At 59.5% G+C, this 17986-nt stretch carries 22 protein-coding genes and 1 pseudogene; 14 read left to right on the top strand and 9 right to left on the bottom strand.

Features of this window, described 5'->3' with window-relative positions:
• A complete protein-coding gene (locus tag ABIB48_RS14980; protein WP_146213099.1) occupies window positions 1-630 on the top strand; it encodes a hypothetical protein in 630 nt (209 codons plus the stop codon).
• A 241-nt stretch (window positions 631-871) separates the two neighbouring features.
• On the opposite strand, the gene ABIB48_RS14975 is transcribed toward ABIB48_RS14980, so the two are convergent.
• Window positions 872-1174 carry a recombinase family protein gene (locus ABIB48_RS14975; protein WP_281268053.1) on the bottom strand — a complete coding sequence of 101 codons (303 nt, stop codon included), beginning with the start codon at window positions 1172-1174 and terminating at the stop codon, window positions 872-874.
• 64 nt (window positions 1175-1238) lie between these two features.
• Between ABIB48_RS14975 and ABIB48_RS14970 the strand changes: the two genes are divergently transcribed.
• On the top strand, window positions 1239-1583 hold the full coding sequence (locus ABIB48_RS14970) for a hypothetical protein (RefSeq protein WP_110107682.1): 345 nt from the start codon (window positions 1239-1241) through the stop codon (window positions 1581-1583).
• Between the two features lie 600 nt (window positions 1584-2183).
• Window positions 2184-2657, top strand: coding sequence for a hypothetical protein (locus ABIB48_RS14965; protein ID WP_354213496.1), 474 nt, complete (start codon window positions 2184-2186; stop codon window positions 2655-2657).
• A gap of 100 nt (window positions 2658-2757) precedes the next feature.
• On the opposite strand, the gene ABIB48_RS14960 is transcribed toward ABIB48_RS14965, so the two are convergent.
• Window positions 2758-3123, bottom strand: coding sequence for a hypothetical protein (locus tag ABIB48_RS14960; protein WP_110107686.1), 366 nt, complete (start codon window positions 3121-3123; stop codon window positions 2758-2760).
• Between the two features lie 1314 nt (window positions 3124-4437).
• Here ABIB48_RS14960 and ABIB48_RS14955 point away from each other — a divergent pair.
• The gene (locus ABIB48_RS14955) at window positions 4438-4644 is read left to right on the top strand and encodes a helix-turn-helix domain-containing protein (protein WP_110107701.1); all 207 of its coding nucleotides are present in this window, start codon (window positions 4438-4440) and stop codon (window positions 4642-4644) included.
• Entirely contained in the window at window positions 4641-5885 is a 1245-nt protein-coding gene (locus ABIB48_RS14950) for a type II toxin-antitoxin system HipA family toxin (RefSeq protein ID WP_354213495.1), read from the top strand. Before ABIB48_RS14955 ends, ABIB48_RS14950 begins: the two co-directional genes overlap by 4 nt.
• A 136-nt stretch (window positions 5886-6021) precedes the next feature.
• Here the strand turns inward: ABIB48_RS14950 and ABIB48_RS14945 are convergent, their stop codons facing one another.
• Window positions 6022-6477, bottom strand: coding sequence for an SRPBCC family protein (locus ABIB48_RS14945; protein ID WP_315915172.1), 456 nt, complete (start codon window positions 6475-6477; stop codon window positions 6022-6024).
• 769 nt (window positions 6478-7246) lie between these two features.
• Window positions 7247-7570, bottom strand: coding sequence for a hypothetical protein (locus tag ABIB48_RS14940; protein ID WP_354213494.1), 324 nt, complete (start codon window positions 7568-7570; stop codon window positions 7247-7249).
• 241 nt (window positions 7571-7811) lie between these two features.
• Here ABIB48_RS14940 and ABIB48_RS14935 point away from each other — a divergent pair, with 241 nt between their 5' ends.
• Entirely contained in the window at window positions 7812-8060 is a 249-nt protein-coding gene (locus tag ABIB48_RS14935) for a type II toxin-antitoxin system Phd/YefM family antitoxin (protein WP_354213493.1), read from the top strand.
• Window positions 8057-8314, top strand: coding sequence for a type II toxin-antitoxin system RelE family toxin (locus ABIB48_RS14930; protein WP_354213492.1), 258 nt, complete (start codon window positions 8057-8059; stop codon window positions 8312-8314). Before ABIB48_RS14935 ends, ABIB48_RS14930 begins: the two co-directional genes overlap by 4 nt.
• A gap of 214 nt (window positions 8315-8528) precedes the next feature.
• Here ABIB48_RS14930 and ABIB48_RS14925 read toward each other — a convergent pair whose 3' ends face one another.
• The 3 genes and pseudogenes from ABIB48_RS14925 to ABIB48_RS14915 form a co-directional block, all read right to left on the bottom strand.
• Window positions 8529-8690 (bottom strand): hypothetical protein, encoded by a 162-nt coding sequence (locus tag ABIB48_RS14925; protein ID WP_354213544.1) that lies wholly within the window; start codon window positions 8688-8690, stop codon window positions 8529-8531.
• A gap of 62 nt (window positions 8691-8752) precedes the next feature.
• A pseudogene (locus tag ABIB48_RS14920) lies at window positions 8753-8869 on the bottom strand (isocitrate lyase/phosphoenolpyruvate mutase family protein); the annotation flags it as partial.
• Window positions 8870-9177: 308 nt separating this feature from the next.
• Window positions 9178-9630, bottom strand: a complete 453-nt coding sequence (locus tag ABIB48_RS14915; RefSeq protein WP_110105650.1) for an Lrp/AsnC family transcriptional regulator — start codon at window positions 9628-9630, stop codon at window positions 9178-9180.
• A gap of 259 nt (window positions 9631-9889) precedes the next feature.
• On the opposite strand from ABIB48_RS14915, the gene ABIB48_RS14910 reads away from it, so the two are divergent.
• Genes ABIB48_RS14910 through ABIB48_RS14885 form a run of 6 tightly spaced genes read left to right on the top strand, consistent with a single transcriptional unit; the run spans window position 9890 to window position 15357 of the window.
• Window positions 9890-11071 (top strand): thiamine pyrophosphate-dependent dehydrogenase E1 component subunit alpha, encoded by a 1182-nt coding sequence (locus ABIB48_RS14910; protein ID WP_354213491.1) that lies wholly within the window; start codon window positions 9890-9892, stop codon window positions 11069-11071.
• Window positions 11068-12138, top strand: coding sequence for an alpha-ketoacid dehydrogenase subunit beta (locus tag ABIB48_RS14905; protein WP_354213490.1), 1071 nt, complete (start codon window positions 11068-11070; stop codon window positions 12136-12138). The genes ABIB48_RS14910 and ABIB48_RS14905 overlap by 4 nt, the downstream gene beginning before the upstream one ends.
• Entirely contained in the window at window positions 12135-13496 is a 1362-nt protein-coding gene (locus tag ABIB48_RS14900) for a dihydrolipoamide acetyltransferase family protein (protein ID WP_354213489.1), read from the top strand. The genes ABIB48_RS14905 and ABIB48_RS14900 overlap by 4 nt, the downstream gene beginning before the upstream one ends.
• Window positions 13497-13532: 36 nt before the next feature.
• On the top strand, window positions 13533-13778 hold the full coding sequence (locus ABIB48_RS14895; protein ID WP_354213488.1) for an MBL fold metallo-hydrolase: 246 nt from the start codon (window positions 13533-13535) through the stop codon (window positions 13776-13778).
• Window positions 13779-13799: 21 nt separating this feature from the next.
• Window positions 13800-14048 (top strand): MBL fold metallo-hydrolase, encoded by a 249-nt coding sequence (locus ABIB48_RS14890; protein WP_354213487.1) that lies wholly within the window; start codon window positions 13800-13802, stop codon window positions 14046-14048.
• Window positions 14049-14079: 31 nt separating this feature from the next.
• Entirely contained in the window at window positions 14080-15357 is a 1278-nt protein-coding gene (locus tag ABIB48_RS14885) for an MFS transporter (protein WP_354213486.1), read from the top strand.
• Here ABIB48_RS14885 and ABIB48_RS14880 read toward each other — a convergent pair.
• Both ABIB48_RS14880 and ABIB48_RS14875 read right to left on the bottom strand, forming a co-directional pair.
• Window positions 15341-15826, bottom strand: a complete 486-nt coding sequence (locus ABIB48_RS14880; RefSeq protein WP_354213485.1) for a hypothetical protein — start codon at window positions 15824-15826, stop codon at window positions 15341-15343. The two genes, ABIB48_RS14885 and ABIB48_RS14880, sit on opposite strands and share 17 nt — an antisense overlap.
• 62 nt (window positions 15827-15888) lie before the next feature.
• Complete coding sequence (locus tag ABIB48_RS14875) at window positions 15889-16791, bottom strand: phosphatase PAP2 family protein (RefSeq protein WP_110105421.1); 903 nt, start codon at window positions 16789-16791, stop codon at window positions 15889-15891.
• Window positions 16792-16850: 59 nt separating this feature from the next.
• Between ABIB48_RS14875 and ABIB48_RS14870 the strand changes: the two genes are divergently transcribed.
• Entirely contained in the window at window positions 16851-17855 is a 1005-nt protein-coding gene (locus ABIB48_RS14870; RefSeq protein WP_315915183.1) for an o-succinylbenzoate synthase, read from the top strand.
• Window positions 17856-17986 lie beyond the last annotated feature (131 nt).

Genomic DNA, 17986 nt, shown 5'->3' with positions numbered 1-17986 from the left:
ATGCTCAGACGCTATCTCACGTACGACAGGTTGATTGTTCGCTTCTTGTCGCTGCTCGCAGTCGTCGCGGTTGCGTTCGTCGCTGTGTGGGGCGCGAGCTATTGGCTGTTGCCGGAGGGGTTGTTGATGGGTCGCACCGGCGCACACGCCCTCGCGGGGACTGGCCTGGCAGGAGGCAGCGTGTGGCTGGAATGGATACGAATCCTTAGCCTCAACCTGGCGCTTGCTGCTGTCTTCATGGTGTCCGGTAATCTAATCATCACCAAGCGCGGCTACCCTTTTGGCTACGTAAGCGTAGTGCTGGTTGGGGTTATTTTTGCCGTGGCGGTCGGGACCAACTCCTTCACTATCCCCATGCCAGTGAGGATGCCGCCTTCACTGGCCATTCTCGGTAGTTCTGGAGCCTACGAGATCATGGCCTACGTCCTTGCGGTTGCAGCCACGACCTCGATTGGCAGATGGCGTATCAGACGATGGTGGGCGATTCACGGGACCACGGAACGAGTCAGGCTTGTAAAGGACAGGTCAACCATCACGGAGCGCAACCTGGGCGTCGTGTTGGCATTCGTTGTTCTTGCCGCAGCGTGTGCCTGGGAGGCTGTACAGATCTCAGCTGACTTGTCCTCATGATCGATCAGTGCGAGGCGGTTGGTCAAGCAGATGGGGCCCTTACGCCCACGACCTTTTGCTTTGGCGCTAGCGAGGCGGGCTCTGTTCCAGGGAACGACACGGAAGCGCTGCTGCTGCCCGCCGGTCTACTCATCCGGCCGCCGAGTCACGCGGGCCCGGATTCCCCAGTGTCCGCCACTATGGGGTCTGGCCTGCAGCGGAACAGTGGTTGGCGCTAAGGATTTTGTTCTTGCGGCATGGTTCAGGGATTGCTGGTTGGCAGGTGGCGGTAGACGGATGCGCGGGAGACGCCCAGTGCCTTGGCGATTTGGGTGGGGCTTTCCCCGTTGCCGGCTCTGGCCTGGGCGGCTGCGAGGGTATCGGTATTCATGACGGTGGGTCGGCCGCCGGTGCGGCCTTGGGCGCGGGCGGCTGCGAGGCCGGCCATGGTGCGTTCTCGGATCATGTCGCGTTCGAGTTCGGCGAACGCGGCCATCATGATGAAGAAGAACTTCCCTTCTCCGGTCGGACTGTAGGTTCCGGTCAGGGTTCCTTCACTGGCCATTCGTTCTGCCTGCCGATTTCTCCGCCAGCCAAGGCAGCGCGGTGACATGTGACACACTGAGGCTATGAGCGGTAAATATCTGACTCGTGTCGCGGCTGCATTCTTGGTCGTCGTTGCCATGACTGGCTGTACCTCCGGCCCGCAATCCGGAAGCGTTGAAGTCGAAGTTCGCGCTATGCGGCCCGGAGCTCAAGGTGGCTCTTACGAGGTGAAAATCATTGGCCCTGATGGAGACTTAGCCGATGCGCAAGAAGTCGCAGTGGGCTCTACTTACGGCGTCGAAGGTATTCCCTTTGGTTGGATCTCAGTCGAGGCAACGTCAGGGTGCAAAGCTAAGACAGAGCTGACCTCAGAGTCGCCCACGCTGCGAATGGTAATAGACGGGGAAGACTGCGCTCTCTCTGATTAGCCCATTCGATCACTCGCCTAGACCGCCGCTTCATCTGACCTCCAGCGACAGCTATCGGAATCTCAGTGCCCTCAAAATATTGCATTCGAGCGCACTGTCCCGCAGATGGTTCCCCTCTGGAACTGCCATGGAGAGACTTTTCAGCTCCAGCGCCCGCATGATTCCACGGGCCGGTGTCCGACCGGCTTGCGGGACGGTTCCACTGCGTCTATACGGTGCACCCCTTACGAAGGATGCGAGAATTCTAAATACAAGGAGGACTCGTTCTTTTCGGCTATGGAATCTAGGAGAATTTCCCGACTCTGCTGCAGAGCGGCGAACTCTGGTCGTACAGTGTGATCAGGCGATTAGCTTCTTGGCGGTTGTGGTGTTTTCAAATCCAAGGGCGGCCCGAACGGCGATACCGAACTAGGAAGTGTGGTTAAGCAAGTGATGAGCTCTCGAACACATCCAGGGGAGGTGGCACTTTGTGATGCTCTGGTGGGCGCCTGATTTAAGAAGCGCGCCGATGGGATTTTCACTATAGTCCTCGACGACGATGTTCTCGGCATTCTCGGACTGAACTACGCAAGCCGTGCCGGAGGACCTGGTGAGTTGAACATGAACCCAATATGTGGTGTGCGCATTCAGTCGCTGGAACGCAGCGTGGCCGACATTACTGGCCGAAAGTACAGTCAGTACATGCCGGCAACTGTGTCAGAACCGCTCCGGTATTTGGTTCCAATCGAACATCGAATGGACTGGATCCTGACGCGCGAAAACCCCGAGAAGAATGCTGCTGTCATCGCAAACATTCTCGCCAGCCTAGAGTCGTATGGTTTGCCTTACATGCGCGAGAGGGCGACTCTTGAGGCCATGGCCCAGGCGCTAGTGGCGAAGGAAGGCCACAGATGGCAGACAGTGTTCCGTGCGCCTGTCGCGTTGTGGCTTCTCAACCGTAATGAGGAAGCCCTAAGCGCCATGGAGGCCCAGCTCACCGAAATCGGGAGTCAAGAAAACGCGGCCTATGACGACTACCGGGCCTTCGCCTCAGCTCTAAAACGGCGTATCGCCGAATCGGCTGCCCTGCCATAGTTTGACGTGCCGTCTGCCGTTCTGCCATTGACACTCACCATAGAACCAAAGTGGTTGGTTGCCAGACTAGCTTGCCGACCCAGCACTGGTAAGGTCTTTGCTAATTTCGAAGGGCCTCCAACTGCGGATCAAAGCACACCAGGCCATGTTCACTGGCAAGTTGCGCGGCAAACTCGGCTGCTTCTTCGGCCTTGCTGTAGACCATGGCGAAATAGATGATCGGTCCGGCAGCATTGTTCATCATGGGCCCGTCGGCCCATGGTGTTTCGTCCTCGTCCTCGTCCTCGTTGTCGAAATCCAGGTCGGGCCATCTGGCCAATAACGCTTCGACGTACGTTCGGATTCTCGTTGTTGGTTCTGGAGCAGGTTCGAGATTGAGAATTGCCATGTTCATTTCCAAGGCGGCATTCAATTCGTAGTCCGAGTTGGGCATTTCACCCTCCCATACAGCAAGGTCATAACTCACATTGACTCTCCGATCTGTTCGATGCGATCGTGGCTCCATCCAAGCCGAGCCTCCAAACTGCACCACCGACGCAACAACCAAGCCCAGGAATGGGGTGACTCAATCCGCCGTTCCCTACCAGTCTTACCGTCGCTTTCGGTAAAGCTATCACCCCCGGCGACAGTATTAACCCGCAACATGCGAGTTCCGACCATGGAAATGAGCTCAAATCTGCCAGACAAAAGTACAGTCATCTGGTTCTGCCAGGTAGGGATTGGGGTTGGAACCGGCGAGCAGAAATCGACTGCGACGGTGGTAAATTCGAGGCCACCCGATGGGCGCATGAACGCGCCGTCCTGTCCTTCGCCTCATGGTTGGGATCCATAATCGTTATCTCTTAGCCGCAAGTTTCGCTCCATCGCGGAGCCGCGCCGACATTCCAACTGGAAACGTCAGTGTCCATCGCTACGCCGATGTCCCGTCGTAGCACCTTACCCAGCCCAATTCCTACGGTCATTCCTGGCGGACCCCATTATTGGAAACACCCTGCTGTCGGTCATCACCGGTTCTTGCCATGGTCAGCGGTGTCAAAATCCGGGCAACAACACAGTGGATTAACCCATCCGCCCGAGCTCTGTCGCAGCTAAGAAACTAACTGCCAAGGAAAACAACGAAACGTGTCCCGCGGAACGTTCCATCTCCGGCATAGGAGAGAAACTTCGCTGGTTGCTCCTCACGGCTCATTGGTGGTGTGCTCTTGGCCTGCTGGACTGTCTCCTTCCCGACTTTTGAGTTCCATCCAAGCCCGAATTGCTTGATAAACGCAGAAGCTACCAAGGGCCAGCGCAGCGACAGCTACCCACGTTTTGATAGAAGAGTCCCGTTCAAAGAGCACAAAGGAGGAGATAAAGAAGCTTGCCGCTAAAACGAAACGATTATTCCTGAACGCCCGCACCTGTACGACTGATGACTGCCGCAACTTGTCTCCATTCATAGCTAAAGGTAACAAGCTGACGACGGGATATATAGGTCCTGGCAACGTCCCGCAGCGGGTTCCCCTACGGGCTCAGAGCTACCAAGCTAACGACTTCTGATAGTCGTGCCGTCGCTTTCTGAAAGCGACAGCTGCATAGCCAACGGTCAATATGACCAGCTGCGATCCTGAATTGCAAAGGTGCTGAGGTCAACGGCATTCGCCAGACACCGGAATTGATGCGAATATTCATATCATTGGTTACGATGTGAATATTCGTATCACAGCATCGTCTGTGTCAATGGGGAAGGCTCAAAGTGTCGAAACAAATAGCGAAGATCCATTCACCGTCTGATCTAGGGATGGCTTTGCAGCAGGCGAGGCTGGCCGCAGGGATGTCCCAGAGGGAGCTTTCCGCGCGGACGGGCGTCACGCAGAGCGCTATCAGCAATCTGGAGTCCGAGACCTATACCCTCTACGCGGAAAGGCTTTTTAAGCTCTTTCGCGAATGCGGTGTGACCGTCACCGCGGAGTGGGACGACAGTACTGAAAGTGGAGAACCTCAATGAGACTCCATGTTGAGTTGAGCGGGCAGTTCATTGGGGAGCTGAGCGGTGACGAGCGCACATTCGACTTCACACCGGCACGCACGGCTATCGATCATTTCGGGGTGGGTAGCCGGGCCTTATCCGTCGCTGTGCCATTCGTCGCGCGGCCAAACAGGGCGCACTCATCGCGGAGGCGGAACTTCTTCGAGGAACTCCTCCCGGAAGGAGATCAGCTTGAGTTCATGCTGGCGATGGCCGGGCTGCGCAGGCGCGATACTTTTGCGTTCTTGGCCCGGTTCGGGCGCGACATCGCGGGCGCGCTTCAGATATGGGACGCTGACAATCCTACGGAGCCACAGACACCCGAAGCCCGGCCGGTGTCGGAGGAGGACGTGCACGTCCTGCTGACTGAGCGCGCCGCGAACCCGCTCGCTAACTCCGGCGTTCTGGGCAAGACGTCACTCGCTGGCGTGCAGCCGAAGATTGTTCTTGCCCACCTGAACGGCGGGTGGCACCAAGTCTTCGGCGGGTTCCCGTCGACGCACATCGTGAAGCCGATAGTTTCAAGTCGGCCCACGGAAATATTCGATGAAGAGTACGGAGCGCGCTTCACCCGTGCGCTTGGCATTGCCAACTTTGACACGCATCTTGCAAACTTTGGCGGAACCGATGCGCTCGTTATCCAACGGTTCGACCGTGATCTTGCAGTTCCCGGCGGGAGGGTTCACCAAGAAGACTTCAACCAGGTCCTCGGAGCCGCCAGGAACCAGAAATACCAGGCGTACGGCGGCATCGTGAATCTGAAGCGCATCGCTGAAGTACTGAGAACTCACGGTCAGGCACACGATATGCGGAAGCTTGCCGTCATCACAACCCTCGGCGTCGCCATCTCAAACCTCGACATGCACGCGAAGAACCTGGGTCTTCTTCACTATGCCGATGGGCACATTGCATTGGCGCCAGCGTATGACTTTGTACCTCATGGTCTTCGCGAAGGGTTGGTTGGGCAGCTGGCCCTCGCTGTGAACAAGAAGTACTTGCACGCGACCGTCACCAAGGACGATCTCGTCCTCGAGTTCAGTTCGTGGGGTCTGCGCGGCACTAAAGACATCGTCAACGACACGCTTGAACAGGTGCAAGTCATTGCCGCTAGGGAGGAACCCGTTACTCAGGCGGCGCCAGGATTGGCCGAGAATGCTAGTGCGACTGTGCAGCATCTGCTCGACGGACGTGCCGCGGGCGCAATGGAAATAGGGTCGTGACAATCAACGACGAGAGATTTATGCGCTAGCGCCAGCATGCGGTTTCGGACTTACATGCCTCGTTCGGCTCCCCTTGGATCAGGCCTTCAGTCCAGGCCACCAACGTGTTCCGTCCAAGGTTGGGTTACTGGATGACTTATCTGTGCGTCAGTTCCTCGGTGAGGTGGCGATTCCGTGTTTCAATCAGTTTTCGCATATAGCGGGCCAGGGCCAGCTTCTCAACGAGTAGCCCGACGGGGCCGAAGGGTGCCGCGAACTCTATGCGGTCAATCATGATGGTGCCCTTCGCATCCTGGCTGAACTCATGGATATGACGGAACGACTTAAACGGGCCCTTAACCTGTTCATCAACGAAGGAGTCTGGCGCCTCCATTTGTGTGATCCGGCTTGTCATCCGCAGCGGAAGACCGAAATGCCACGCACGCCACGTCACCTCTTCTTCAAACGAAATGAGTCCCGAGGTGACACCAGCGACAGCTTTTTCACGGGAGTGCGCCATCGAGTCCTTATGCGCGTCAATGCTGCGCGCCAAATCAAAAAGCTGCGCTTTTGGCATGCTGGATGGTGTCGTGCATTCGAACGAAACGGCCATGATCAGCGTATGTCAGGTAGTTCCGTCTTTGCCCGTATCGCCGGGCAACCACTGGCAAACCGCCATAGAAGCGGCTCCCCGCGGCATGAGATACCCACCCAGCAGCTGGATGCCTGGAACACCACGAGGTTGCCCCGCGGAGGGTTCCCCTCTGGAACTGCCATGGCAGGACTTTTCGGCTCCCGCGTGCGCCTGAATCCGTAGGCCGGTATCCGACCGGCTTGTGGGACGGTTGGCCGACATCCTTTGACAGACAGTCTTTGCGGGGACCCAAGCTGTTGTGACGGTAAGGAAGCCATGTTCCGGATTCCTCAACTGGTGGTGTTATATGCTCGAAGAGCGATTCGTTCATTAACGCCACCGAGCAGGTGGTACTGGAAAGCTGGGGGTTCAAATGTATGGTTTTGGTGTCATGGGCGGCCTTTTTATCGGCCTCTACTCATTGGTTCTCGTCGTTATCGCAGTACTTGTTATCTGGGTCTTGATCCTGGCCGTTACTTTTCTGCGACTCCGGATTGCGGAGATTAGGGGCACCACGGGGTCTGCAAGCCGAAGCGCATAGTCTCAGTATCGCCATGCCGGCTTCGGTGGCGCTTGAACCCAGATGGATATCTGTCATCCGTACAAGGTTCCCTTGCGGGTGAGCATCGTCTATTCCAGACTGCCCAGACAGTGCTCGGATCCCACATCGATTCTCCTCAGCACCTAGTCCAGCGAAGAATTCAGACGGTGCACATTCCACAAGATTCCTGCACCCTGTATGTATAGCTCAGTGCCTTAATGATGGCTCGCATAAGGGCTCAACCAGTGCCGGACGAGAACGCTGACGAGACTTCACCAAGATGACCACGAACACTGCGGCCAAGACATCAGCGACCAGCACCATGAGCAAGGAAGCATGCGCCGCCATCCACATAAGATCCGCATTAGGAAGCATCTGGGATGGATCGAAACCATTAGTCGTCTCCATCCGATTAATAGCCGCACCATCCGCGATCTGCCAGAGAGCGAAAAACAGCGAGACCGCGATATTAAGGCCCAGCAGCGTCAGACCACTGAGAATTCCTAGAGCCTTCTTGGTACCTTTTGACATTTGCATTCCTTCTCAGAACCGTTCGAATGCCGCCTAGGAGCCCCGTGCGGTCACATCTGAGTCCATGCCCCAGTATTCCTTGTTTGGAGCCTGCAAGAGTGCAGCGAAATGATCGAACCCCTCCTGTTGCAATAACCGCCAGAATCCGCCGTTCCTTCAGTGGGTATCTCGATCAGCGTGATTTTTCTTTCCAGGAACTCATTTCATGTACATTTCAAGATATGGGATGTACAGTTTGACTATGTCTACAGTCAGCGTCGCAGACGCACGCAACCACTTTTCAGACGTCATCGAGCGATCGAAGACCGAAGCGGTGTTCATCGAGCGTCGCGGTCACCGCGCCGCCGTGGTTGTCAGTCCTGAGCGCTACGAGCAGATGCTTGAAGCTCTGGAAGAAGCCGAAGATATCGCCGCGTTCGACGAGGCGATGGCCGAGGAGGGCCCTAATATCCCTTGGGCTCAGGTGAAAGCCGATCTGGGCTGGGTATGACCTACCAAGTCGAGTGGCGTCCGGCCGCAGTCCGCGCGTTGAAGCAAATTGATCATCAGGATCGCGACCGCATTCGCGGAGCGATCGCGCTCCTCGGTGAGGATCCACGGCCACCAAGCGCCAAAGCCCTCCAAGGACGTCCCGGCCTGGAAGTTCGCATTGGGGACTACCGGATCGTCTACTTGGTTAACGACAACGTCCTCGTTGTCGCAGTCATCACACTCGGGCATCGCTGCAACGTCTACGAACGCTGACGGCCCGCCAACGAATCCGCTTTTGGTAACCTCCTGTGTGCCTTAGACGTTCCCCATAGGGACAGTGCTCCGAGGGGGTCCTGAAGGTTCGGACGGCGTCTTGACTGCGAAAACCCACCCCCACGGCTGGGTGGGAATACCCGCGCACCGTGCGCGAACAAGACCGCGTTGTGCTCCGATCCGCCGGCACCTGGCTGACGTTGCCGGCGGACTATCAGTTCAGCACGCGGGTTCCTTGCCGCACCGTGCCGCTGTTCATGAGTACAGTGGCGGCATCAGCCATGGCGGTCGGGGTGACCCGTTGCATCCACGGGTCGTAAGAAATACGGGCCACACCCAGTCCCCGCCCAATCCCGGCCGCGAGTGCCTTCGCCATGGTTTTGTCCAGACCAAGATGCGCTTGGCCCCCACCTCAAGCCAGGCGCGGCCACGTTCGACGGCGGCCTCCAGCAATTCGCGCGGTTCCCGGTCCGCGCCGCGAAGGTAAGCGTCGGCGCTGGCGTTGAAGACAAAGTCGATGCCCTCCGTGTCGCCGGCGTCATCCGCTGCTTTCATGCGCGCAACCGACTGGTTTAGCGGCAGCATGTGGTCCCCGATGGTGCCCCGACGCAGATAGCATTGCGGATGTGCTCGCCGTCCTCGTAACCGTAGACTGCTGCAATCGAGTGGCTGGCGTTGCCAGCACCATGGTGCTGGCAAGTTCGGCAATGACCGTGGCGTTGACCGCATCCCACACATTGGCCAATTGCAGGATGCTCGAGACATGGCGGAGACGGAGAAGCTCGGTGGTTTCCATGTCATCAGCGTAGCTTCGGCGCGCCGGTTCCAACAGGCCTGACCCTCCAGCGGAGCGGAAATTTAGCTCACCGTGTGTCCAAGTCCTCAAAAATCAGGAAGGTCTGAGTGTCCAGCACGCTTGCCATCGATTGCAACCGGTTAAAAATTACCCGCCGTAGTCCCTGATTGTCCTCGGCCCGGACCAACAGGATCACGTCAAAATCGCCACCCACCAGCGCAATGTGTTCCACCTCTGGAATGGCTCGCAGTTCCTCACGCAATTCACGCCAGGAGTGCTGGCTGACCTTCAATGTCACATACGCAGAGGATTTCAACCCCGCCTTCACCGGGTCCACCACGGCCGTGAATTTTCTGAGCACCCCTGTAGAAGTTAGTCGGGAAATTCGGGCGTAGGCATGGGCGCGGGAGATGTGCACGTTCTGAGCCACTGCGCTCACAGACATCCTTCCATCAAGGGTTAGCTCGGCCATGATCCGCCGGTCCACCTCATCCAGCGGGACGGGGGTGTGCTCTGCCATGACTCTCCCAAGGGTGCCGGTGACGTTCTGCGACGAGACAACTTGGATGGGCACCGCGCCTTCACCACTAGTTGTGTCTTCCAGATTATGGAGATGGTGAGAAAAATTCCAGAGTTTTCCCGATTCCTGGATACAAAGCGGTGAAAAATCCATACTTAGCAGAACGGAACATCTTTAGAGCTACATACCGCTGGATGAGGCTATGAGGCAGTGCCCAACGTGGCACGCCCGCCATTGCTTGGAAGAAAGTGGGCGTTCAATGACGAACCATCCGGAATTTCTAGAGCACCCTGGAAACGCGGCACTGCTCGCCGGACACCAGGGGGAATACCTGCTGCCATCCGCCACCGCAGTGCAGTTCATCTCCGCTGAAGGCACCGCAATCACCACTGATAAATACAAGGAATGCTACGTATTTCCGGCTCCTGAAATCCTGCTGGAAGGGTACGGGGAATTGGTGCTGGGCCGGCGGATCAATGAGCAAGCCAGCGCGTTGGTTCGGCAGGGGCGGATGGCGGTGTATCCGTCGTCGTACGGGCAAGAAGCGTGCCAGGTGGCGGCCTTCATGGCCTTGCAACGCAGTGACTGGCTGTTTGCAACGTACCGGGACACGGTGGCCGTGATGGGCCGCGGCGTGGCGCCCATGGAAGCCTTTGAATCGCTGCGCGGGGATTGGCATAGCGGCTTTGACCCGCACGAATACAACACGGGGCTGCCCACCACCCCGCTGGCAACGCAGTTATTGCATGCCGTCGGGGTTGCGCACGCGGCCAAACTGCGTGGTGAGGACACCGTGGTGCTGGCCCTGTGCGGGGACGGTGCCACGAGTGAGGGCGATTTTCATGAGGCCCTGAACTTCGCGGCTGTCTTCCACATACCCGTCGTGTTTCTCGTGCAAAACAACCAGTACGCCATTTCCGTTCCGCTCATTCACCAATCGGTGGCGCCCTCGCTGGCCCACAAGGCGATTGGCTACGGCATGCCGGGGGAGCGTGTGGATGGCAATGATCTGGCCGCCCTGCTCGCTGTCTTGGGCAGCGCCGTTGAACGGGCCCGCAATGGCGGCGGGCCGGCGCTCGTGGAGGCGCACACCTACCGGATGGAATCGCACACAAATGCCGATGACGCCACCCGTTACCGCAGTGCCGAGGAGGTGGCTCAGTGGGTGCCCAAGGATCCGCTGGTGCGGCTGAAAAAGTACCTGGTCCATGCCGGGGTGCTGAGTCAGGCTGATACGGATCATTTTGGCGCGGCCGCTGAAGCTCTCGCGAAGACGCTCCGTGACGGACTCAATGAACGCACCGAGGCGGACCCGCAGGACATGTTCCGCTTCGTCTACAGCGAGCCGACCCCGCAGCTTCGCGAGCAAAGCAGGATGCTCGCAGCGGAACTGGCCGCCGCCGGTGTGGCTCCGACCTCAGCAGATGGAGACTTGCCATGACTGCCGCACCAGTTCTGAATCCGCTGGAACTGACGGGGATCCGGGAACTCACGTTTGCCAAGGCGCTCACCCTGGCCCTGCACGATGCCATGGCGGCGGATCCCGCCGTCGTCGTTTTCGGCGAAGATGTGGGCACGCTTGGCGGAGTGTTCCGTGTGACAGACGGGCTAACCGCCACATTTGGTTCGGAGCGCTGCTTTGACACTCCATTGGCCGAATCAGGGATTGTCGGTATGGCCACGGGGATGGCGATCAACGGCATGCGCCCCATTGTAGAGATGCAGTTCGATGCCTTCGCCTACCCCGCGTTCGAGCAAATCGTCAGCCACGTCGCCAAGATGGGAAACCGCACGCGCGGACACGTCCGCCTGCCGTTGGTCATCCGTATCCCCTACGGTGGTGGCATTGGCGGGGTGGAGCACCACTGCGATTCCTCCGAAGGCTACTACGCTCACACTCCGGGGCTGACAGTGCTGACGCCGTCGAACGTGCAAGACGCCTACGTCCTGTTGAGCGATGCCATCGCCAGCCCGGACCCCGTGGTGTTCATGGAACCGAAGAAGCTGTACTTTTCCAAGGCCACGGTTGACCTGGACGCCCTGCGCGCCCGGTATGCCTCCTCGGGAGAGCGTGGAGGGGCCGGTACCGTGCCGTCCAGCATCGGGCAGGCGGCGATTGTCCGGGAGGGTTCCGATGCAACGCTTATTGCCTACGGTCCGTCCGTGGCTCCGGCGCTCGCCGCCGCCGCCACTGCGGCTGAAGAAGGCAGATCGCTGCAGGTGGTGGATGTGCGCTCCCTTGTCCCGTTCGACGACGAAACCATCAGTGCCGCCGTCAGATCCACCGGGCGCGTGGTGGTCATTGCAGAGGCTTCCGGTTTTGCCTCGATGGCTTCTGAAATTGCCGCCCGCGTTCAGGAACGCTGTTTCCATTCGCTCGCGGCGCCCGTACTGCGTGTGACAGGTTTCGATGTGCCATACCCGGCACCAAAATTGGAAAAATACTACCTTCCGGGGGTCGATAGGATCTTGGATGCCGTGGACCGGCTGCAATGGGGGCAATCATGACTGAACAGGTGTTCCTGCTGCCGGATCTGGGTGAGGGGCTTGTTGAAGCGGAGCTGGTGTCCTGGCTGGTGGCCGTGGGTGACCTGGTCCATGTTGACCAGCCCATCGCTGAGGTGGAAACCGCCAAATCTGTGGTGGAGGTCCCCTCGCCATATGAGGGGACTGTGGCAAAGCTGCACGGAGCCGAGGGCGATACAGTAGCGGTTGGCACACCGCTGATCACGATCCTTGCCGGGGCTGATTTTTCCATGCCGGGCAATTCTGCGCTTGAAACTGAGCCAGCACAGCAAAGTCCAGCACAGCAAAGTCCAGCAGCGGCTGGCTCGGGGAATGTTCTCATCGGCTACGGAACCACGGGATTGGATGGCGCAGGCCGCAGCAGGCCCCCTGTGCGCCAGAACCCCCTGGTAATTTCGCCAATAGTGCGGAAAATGGCGCAAGATCACGGGATCGCGCTCGCCGGCCTCCACGGTTCAGGTACTGACGGGCTGATCTTGAAATCAGATGTTGAGGCAGCCATGCTGACGGCCGGAAACGAGCCGGTCGGAGACTCGACACCCGCAACACATGTACTCACCGAAACGGCACCTTTGCTCCCACAGCGAGAAGGTCAGGGCAACGAGCAGGGGGCCTTCGGAGCGGTTGATCAGCGCACTGGACTGCCAGTTCTTGCACGCACGCCGCTGACAGGCTTCAAGAAGGCGGCGGCTGCGGCACTGGTACGCAGCCGCCGTGAGATTCCCGACGCCACTGTGTGGGTGGAAGTGGATGCAACAGCGCTGATGGAATTGCGCAGCGGGCTCAAGGAACAGGGGGAGGCGCCGGGGGTGTTGGCGTTTTTGACTCGCTTTGCGGTGGCCGGATTGTTTAAGTTCCCTGCATTGAACATGCAACTGGACTCCAGTGCTGGTCAGGATGAGCTGGTTGAATTCGGTGGCATTAATGTGGGTTTTGCCACCCAGACCGAGCGGGGGCTCATGGTGCCGGTGCTCCGCAATGCCCAGGGGCGCAGCGCCCGAGAGCTGGAGCTCGCCATTCGTGCGCTCACCGAGAGGGCGCTCGGTGGCCAAGCTGGGCCGGAGGAACTGGGGGTGGGAACATTTACGATCAACAATTACGGTGTGCTGGGTGTGGACGGCTCAGCCGCCATCATCAATTATCCGGAGGCGGCCATGCTGGGGTTGGGACGCATCATGGATAGACCCTGGGTGGTGGACGGGCAGCTGTGCGTGCGGAAAGTGACCCAGCTGACCTTGGCGTTCGATCACCGCGTCTGCGATGGAGAAGTTGCCGCCGGGTTCCTACGCTTCATAGCCGACGCCATGGAGAATCCTGCGAAGATGCTGGCCGAGCTCTAAGGCTCACTCCTCATCCTTCTAGGCTGGAAGCACTGGATGGGAGAATTTATGGTGCACAACGGCGTGACCTGGCAGGCGCTGGGCACGCACTCCTTCATGCTGCGTAGCTCAACGGTCCGGGCGCTGGTCAACACGCACGCCCACTGGGACCATTTCTTTGGCAACGCCATTTTTAAGAACGACGGCGTCACCGACTTTTGGGCGCACGCCGCCACTGCGCGGGTTATGGCTGAGACGGGTGAATCGCAGCGGGTCGAAGTTGCCAGCCTCGAACCGGACTAGGCTGCTGGTGCCGGTGACCTGATGGTAAGTATCCCCGGTGAACTTGGCGCCCCAGGGGTGCTCTTTGCTGGGGATGTTCTGGAGGAGGGGGCGCCGGCAGCTGTGGATCCGGAATCCTCCGTGCCGGGCTGGGCTACTGTGCTGGACAGGCTGGCGAAGATGGGCGGAAAGTACCCCATCATGGTGCCCGGACACGGTAACCCCGTTGGCGCAGAATTCGCAGCCACGATGGCAGTCCACTTCTGGGCCCGCTGGCAGCGCAATAGCTAGTGCCGGCGTAGCCGGGTTTAGAGTTGAGACAGTGAGTAAGCGAACCAATCCCGAAGGCTTTAGCCTGCGGTCCATTGCCATTCCGGCGTTTGGGCCATCCTTGTTGTTCGGCATTGGTGAGGGTGCCATACTGCCGGTCATCCCGCTGAGCTCCATTGGGATGGGATCCTCCCTGGCTGGTGCCGCACTGGTGGTGTCACTGATTGGTATTGGCTCACTGATCAGCAACATTCCAGCCTCGATCCTGACGGCGAGGTTTGGCGAGCGTGTGGGCATGCTCGGGGCTGCGCTGTTGAGCCTGTCCGCCATGTTGATTTGCGTCTTTGCCCGGGAACTTTGGCTTTTTGCCGCCGGGGTGTTCTTAATCGGTGCCGCCGCGGCCGTGTTCAACCTAGCCCGCCAAAGCTACCTCACCGAGGCGGTGCCGCCAATGCTGCGCGCCCGGGCTATGTCCACACTGGGTGGGATAGGCAGGATTGGGCTGTTTGCGGGCCCCTTTATTGGTGCTTTGGTGATTCATCTGGTCGGTCTTTCGGGGGCGTATTGGGTGGCGGCCGTGGCTGTTGCGGCGGCAGGTGGTGTGGCGTGGGGACTGCCCGATCTGGTCAGCCCCGCCAGTACTGCTCCCGGCGGTACAGCGCCCGCTATCCCGGGGCCCGGGGGACCTGCGCCCGGGGAACCTGCGCCCGGCGGCCCGGCTCGCAGGGGCCCGCAACCCACTGTGGCATCGCTGTTGGTGGCTCACAGGCGGGTATTCCTGACCGTAGGAATAGGGGTGCTGTTGGTCAGTGCCGTCCGCTCTTCACGCCAAGTGGTATTGCCCCTATGGGCGGATAGCCTGGGACTAAACCCGGCCACAACCTCGCTCATTTATGGGCTCTCCGGCGCTATCGACATGCTCGTTTTCTACCCTGCTGGCAAGATTATGGATAAAAAGGGCCGTGCAGCCGTGGCAGTGCCATCCATGGCCCTCATGGGCCTGGCCCTGTTGCTGATGCCCCTGACAACTGGTGCGGCCACGCTCATGCTGGCAGGGTTGCTGATCGGTTTTGGTAATGGCATTGGATCAGGGCTAGTCATGACGCTGGGGGCAGACTATTCCCCACGCCGTGGCAGGGCACGGTTCTTGGGAATCTGGCGCTTCCTGGCGGACAGTGGCGGCTCCTCCGGGCCCGCCATTCTGGCTGGACTGACAGCCGCCGTCTCCCTTTCCTTCGGCATTGCAGCCTCGGGGCTTCTGGGCCTGGCAGCGGCTGCTGTTCTTTGGTATTGGATACCGCGCAACAAGGACGCTATTTCGCCAGAGTGAGTGAAATATCTTCAGTATGACCCGCCAGGCTGACCCTGATAATTGAGTTTGAGAAGACACTTTCCGGCACGGCAATGCTGGATGTCCAGGGCGCCATATCGGCGGTGCAGACCCCGCCACCGTTTTTCATTTGCGTGGTGATTTCAAGGTGGTTTCCATCGGTGAGCGTCAGGGAATTGACCCATGCAGGACAGGAGGAGCTGCCGTAGGTGGTCACGTAGAGCAGTTTCTTTGCTACGGATAGTTCCGCAGCCCAAGACTTGTCAGCAGCGTGGATAGCAGCCTCAGAAACGCCCCGTGTGCCTTGCGGATCCGGTGAGGTACCCGCAGGGGAGCACCCGCTCAGAGCGGGTGCCAACAGACCGGTGACCAAAAAACCGGAGACGAGAAATCCGGCGCGTAAAATTCTGGCTGCCAGAATTCCCCGCAGTGAGTCTAAATGCCGTGAGCGCGCCCCCTTGGTAGTCATCCAGTCACTGTAGCCGCAGCCCAGCCACTTTTCCACGGTGAGGCAGAGGTGAGGGAGAGGGGTTAACGTACGCGCCGGCGTCGTACGGGCAAGGTCAGCAGCAGCGTTCCGGCAAGGGTGAGCCCATAGCCGGCAACCACAATTTGACCCACGCCGATCAGGAGATAACTGGTGCTGCTGTCGGCATCGAAGCCCCAGATCCGGCGCAGGACCAAGGTCACGGCCAGTGCGGACAGCACGGCAATCACGCCAGGAATGAGCGTCCACCCGCGCGCCGAAGCCCAGTGGGCTTTGGACCCCAACCAAACATTCCAGGTGGAGCCGGTACGCATGACCCACAGGGCGGCCAGAGCCGTCCAGAACGCCACCACGAAGAACGCAGCCAAGACGTCTGAGGGGCGGTGCCACTGGTTGATGAGGGTGGCGATCCCAGCGAGGATGGCGTAAGTTCCGCCCACAAAGGCCGCCGCGGGCCGCCATCGGGGGGAGACCACTAGAAAGACCGCCGCCGCAGCGCTGGCAGCCAGCGTGCTGTGTCCGGACGGGAGAGAGTTCAACGCCAACGTGGCCACGCCCATATCGGGGCGGTCTGGCAGGCCCGCTTTGATCAGTTGTGTGGAGAGGTTGGCAGCGGCCATGGCAGCCAAGGCGATGCCGGCCGCCTTCCATCGCCGCCGGGCCAGCGTGACAAAAACCACCACCACGGTTGCCAACACCACGGACGTGGCGGGCAAGAGATCCAGAATTTGGGCGCTCTGCGCACCGATGCGTGCCTGCGCCACGGCAGCCTCAACCAGCGCTGACTCGTCAATGTACTGGCCCGTGGTGGTGTTGACGAAGATACGGTAACTCAGGATGAGCCCGGCCAGACTGATCAAGGCTGCTATGACAAATGGCCACGCAGCAGTCCGCGCTGGTGCGGAACCTCTGGGGCCTGTGCGGGACAGGGCAGCATGGGTATTCATTGTTCCTAGGTTCCCACATTTTCATGGGAGCTTGCTGACCACCGCGGTACAGTGGCACCATGCTCACCCTCCCGCCACTTGATGAAATCCTTGCCACCGCCCATGTTGTGGCCCTGCCCATGAAAGTAAAGTTCCGGGGGGTGGAGCTGCGTGAGCTCATGGTTTTTTCCGGGCCTGCCGGGTGGGCGGAATTTTCCCCGTTCCTGGAGTACAGCGACGTCGAATCGGCCAGGTGGCTGGCCTCGGCTCTGGAGGCGGGCTGGGTTGGGTATCCGGAATCGGTGCGGGACTGGGTCCCCGTGAATGCAACACTTCCTGCGGTTTCACCCGCAGAGGTCCCCGGCGTGTTGGCAGCTTTCAACATGGGCTCAGCTGGTGCAGCCCAGAGCGTGAAGATCAAAGTAGCTGAGGCTGGCCAGTCACTGGGCGAGGATGCCGCCAGGGTGGGAGCGGTCAGGCATCTGCTGCCCGAAGCCAAAATTCGTATTGATGCGAACGGCGGATGGGATGTGGGGCAGGCAGTTAAAGCGTTACGCATGCTGTCCGTGTTTGGACTGGAATATGCCGAACAGCCAGTAGCCACCATTGCCGAGATGGCCGCTGTCCGCAGCGCACTGGATGGTTCGGTTCTGATTGCAGCCGATGAAAGCGTCCGTAAGGCCACAGACCCACTGGCGGTGGCTCGTGCCGGTGCTGCCGATTTGTTGGTGGTCAAGGCCGCTCCGTTGGGTGGTGTGCGCAGGGCCTTGGAAATTGTGGCTGAGGCCGGGCTGCCTGCCGTGGTGAGTTCCGCCCTGGACTCCTCGGTGGGGATCAGCGCCGGATTGGCGTTGGCGGCCGCGCTGCCCGAATTGCCCTACGCGTGTGGCTTGGGCACGGTATCGCTGATGGCCGCAGACATTGCCTCCCCGAGCTTGGTGGCAGAAGCTGGTGGCATGAACGTGCGTGAGGTGGTGGCAGATCCGGGACTTTTGGCGCAGTTTGCCGCCCCCGCAGACCGCCGTGACTGGTGGCTGGGCCGGCTTCGGCGCGTTTACGCCGTGCTGGCAGGCGCTGAGGCCTAACCCCAACTTCGATCCGTGAGAAATGGTCGCTTCCATCCCGGAAAGTGGCTGATTAGCGACCATTTCTCACGGATCGATGCGGTGCGCCATCGCAGTGCTGATCCGCGCCAGGCTGAGGTTGGCTAGAGTTG

Origin of the sequence: Arthrobacter sp. UYCu511, assembly GCF_040547105.1 — a bacterium.
GTDB lineage: Bacteria > Actinomycetota > Actinomycetes > Actinomycetales > Micrococcaceae > Specibacter > Specibacter psychrochitiniphilus.
The sequence above is the reverse complement of the archived record's forward strand: the minus strand, read 5'-3'. Positions and strand labels throughout refer to the sequence as shown.

Excerpts from the sequence above, each read along its gene's own strand:
- ABIB48_RS14980 (WP_146213099.1), top strand. The coding sequence starts at position 1 with ATGCTCAGACGCTATCTCACGTACGACAGGTTGATTGTTCGCTTCTTG.
- ABIB48_RS14975 (WP_281268053.1), bottom strand. The coding sequence starts at position 1,174 with ATGGCCAGTGAAGGAACCCTGACCGGAACCTACAGTCCGACCGGAGAA.
- ABIB48_RS14970 (WP_110107682.1), top strand. The coding sequence starts at position 1,239 with ATGAGCGGTAAATATCTGACTCGTGTCGCGGCTGCATTCTTGGTCGTC.
- ABIB48_RS14965 (WP_354213496.1), top strand. The coding sequence starts at position 2,184 with ATGAACCCAATATGTGGTGTGCGCATTCAGTCGCTGGAACGCAGCGTG.
- ABIB48_RS14955 (WP_110107701.1), top strand. The coding sequence starts at position 4,438 with ATGGCTTTGCAGCAGGCGAGGCTGGCCGCAGGGATGTCCCAGAGGGAG.
- ABIB48_RS14950 (WP_354213495.1), top strand. The coding sequence starts at position 4,641 with ATGAGACTCCATGTTGAGTTGAGCGGGCAGTTCATTGGGGAGCTGAGC.
- ABIB48_RS14945 (WP_315915172.1), bottom strand. The coding sequence starts at position 6,477 with ATGGCCGTTTCGTTCGAATGCACGACACCATCCAGCATGCCAAAAGCG.
- ABIB48_RS14940 (WP_354213494.1), bottom strand. The coding sequence starts at position 7,570 with ATGTCAAAAGGTACCAAGAAGGCTCTAGGAATTCTCAGTGGTCTGACG.
- ABIB48_RS14935 (WP_354213493.1), top strand. The coding sequence starts at position 7,812 with ATGTCTACAGTCAGCGTCGCAGACGCACGCAACCACTTTTCAGACGTC.
- ABIB48_RS14930 (WP_354213492.1), top strand. The coding sequence starts at position 8,057 with ATGACCTACCAAGTCGAGTGGCGTCCGGCCGCAGTCCGCGCGTTGAAG.
- ABIB48_RS14925 (WP_354213544.1), bottom strand. The coding sequence starts at position 8,690 with ATGGCGAAGGCACTCGCGGCCGGGATTGGGCGGGGACTGGGTGTGGCC.
- ABIB48_RS14915 (WP_110105650.1), bottom strand. The coding sequence starts at position 9,630 with ATGGCAGAGCACACCCCCGTCCCGCTGGATGAGGTGGACCGGCGGATC.
- ABIB48_RS14910 (WP_354213491.1), top strand. The coding sequence starts at position 9,890 with ATGACGAACCATCCGGAATTTCTAGAGCACCCTGGAAACGCGGCACTG.
- ABIB48_RS14905 (WP_354213490.1), top strand. The coding sequence starts at position 11,068 with ATGACTGCCGCACCAGTTCTGAATCCGCTGGAACTGACGGGGATCCGG.
- ABIB48_RS14900 (WP_354213489.1), top strand. The coding sequence starts at position 12,135 with ATGACTGAACAGGTGTTCCTGCTGCCGGATCTGGGTGAGGGGCTTGTT.
- ABIB48_RS14895 (WP_354213488.1), top strand. The coding sequence starts at position 13,533 with ATGGGAGAATTTATGGTGCACAACGGCGTGACCTGGCAGGCGCTGGGC.
- ABIB48_RS14890 (WP_354213487.1), top strand. The coding sequence starts at position 13,800 with ATGGTAAGTATCCCCGGTGAACTTGGCGCCCCAGGGGTGCTCTTTGCT.
- ABIB48_RS14880 (WP_354213485.1), bottom strand. The coding sequence starts at position 15,826 with ATGACTACCAAGGGGGCGCGCTCACGGCATTTAGACTCACTGCGGGGA.
- ABIB48_RS14875 (WP_110105421.1), bottom strand. The coding sequence starts at position 16,791 with ATGAATACCCATGCTGCCCTGTCCCGCACAGGCCCCAGAGGTTCCGCA.
- ABIB48_RS14870 (WP_315915183.1), top strand. The coding sequence starts at position 16,851 with ATGCTCACCCTCCCGCCACTTGATGAAATCCTTGCCACCGCCCATGTT.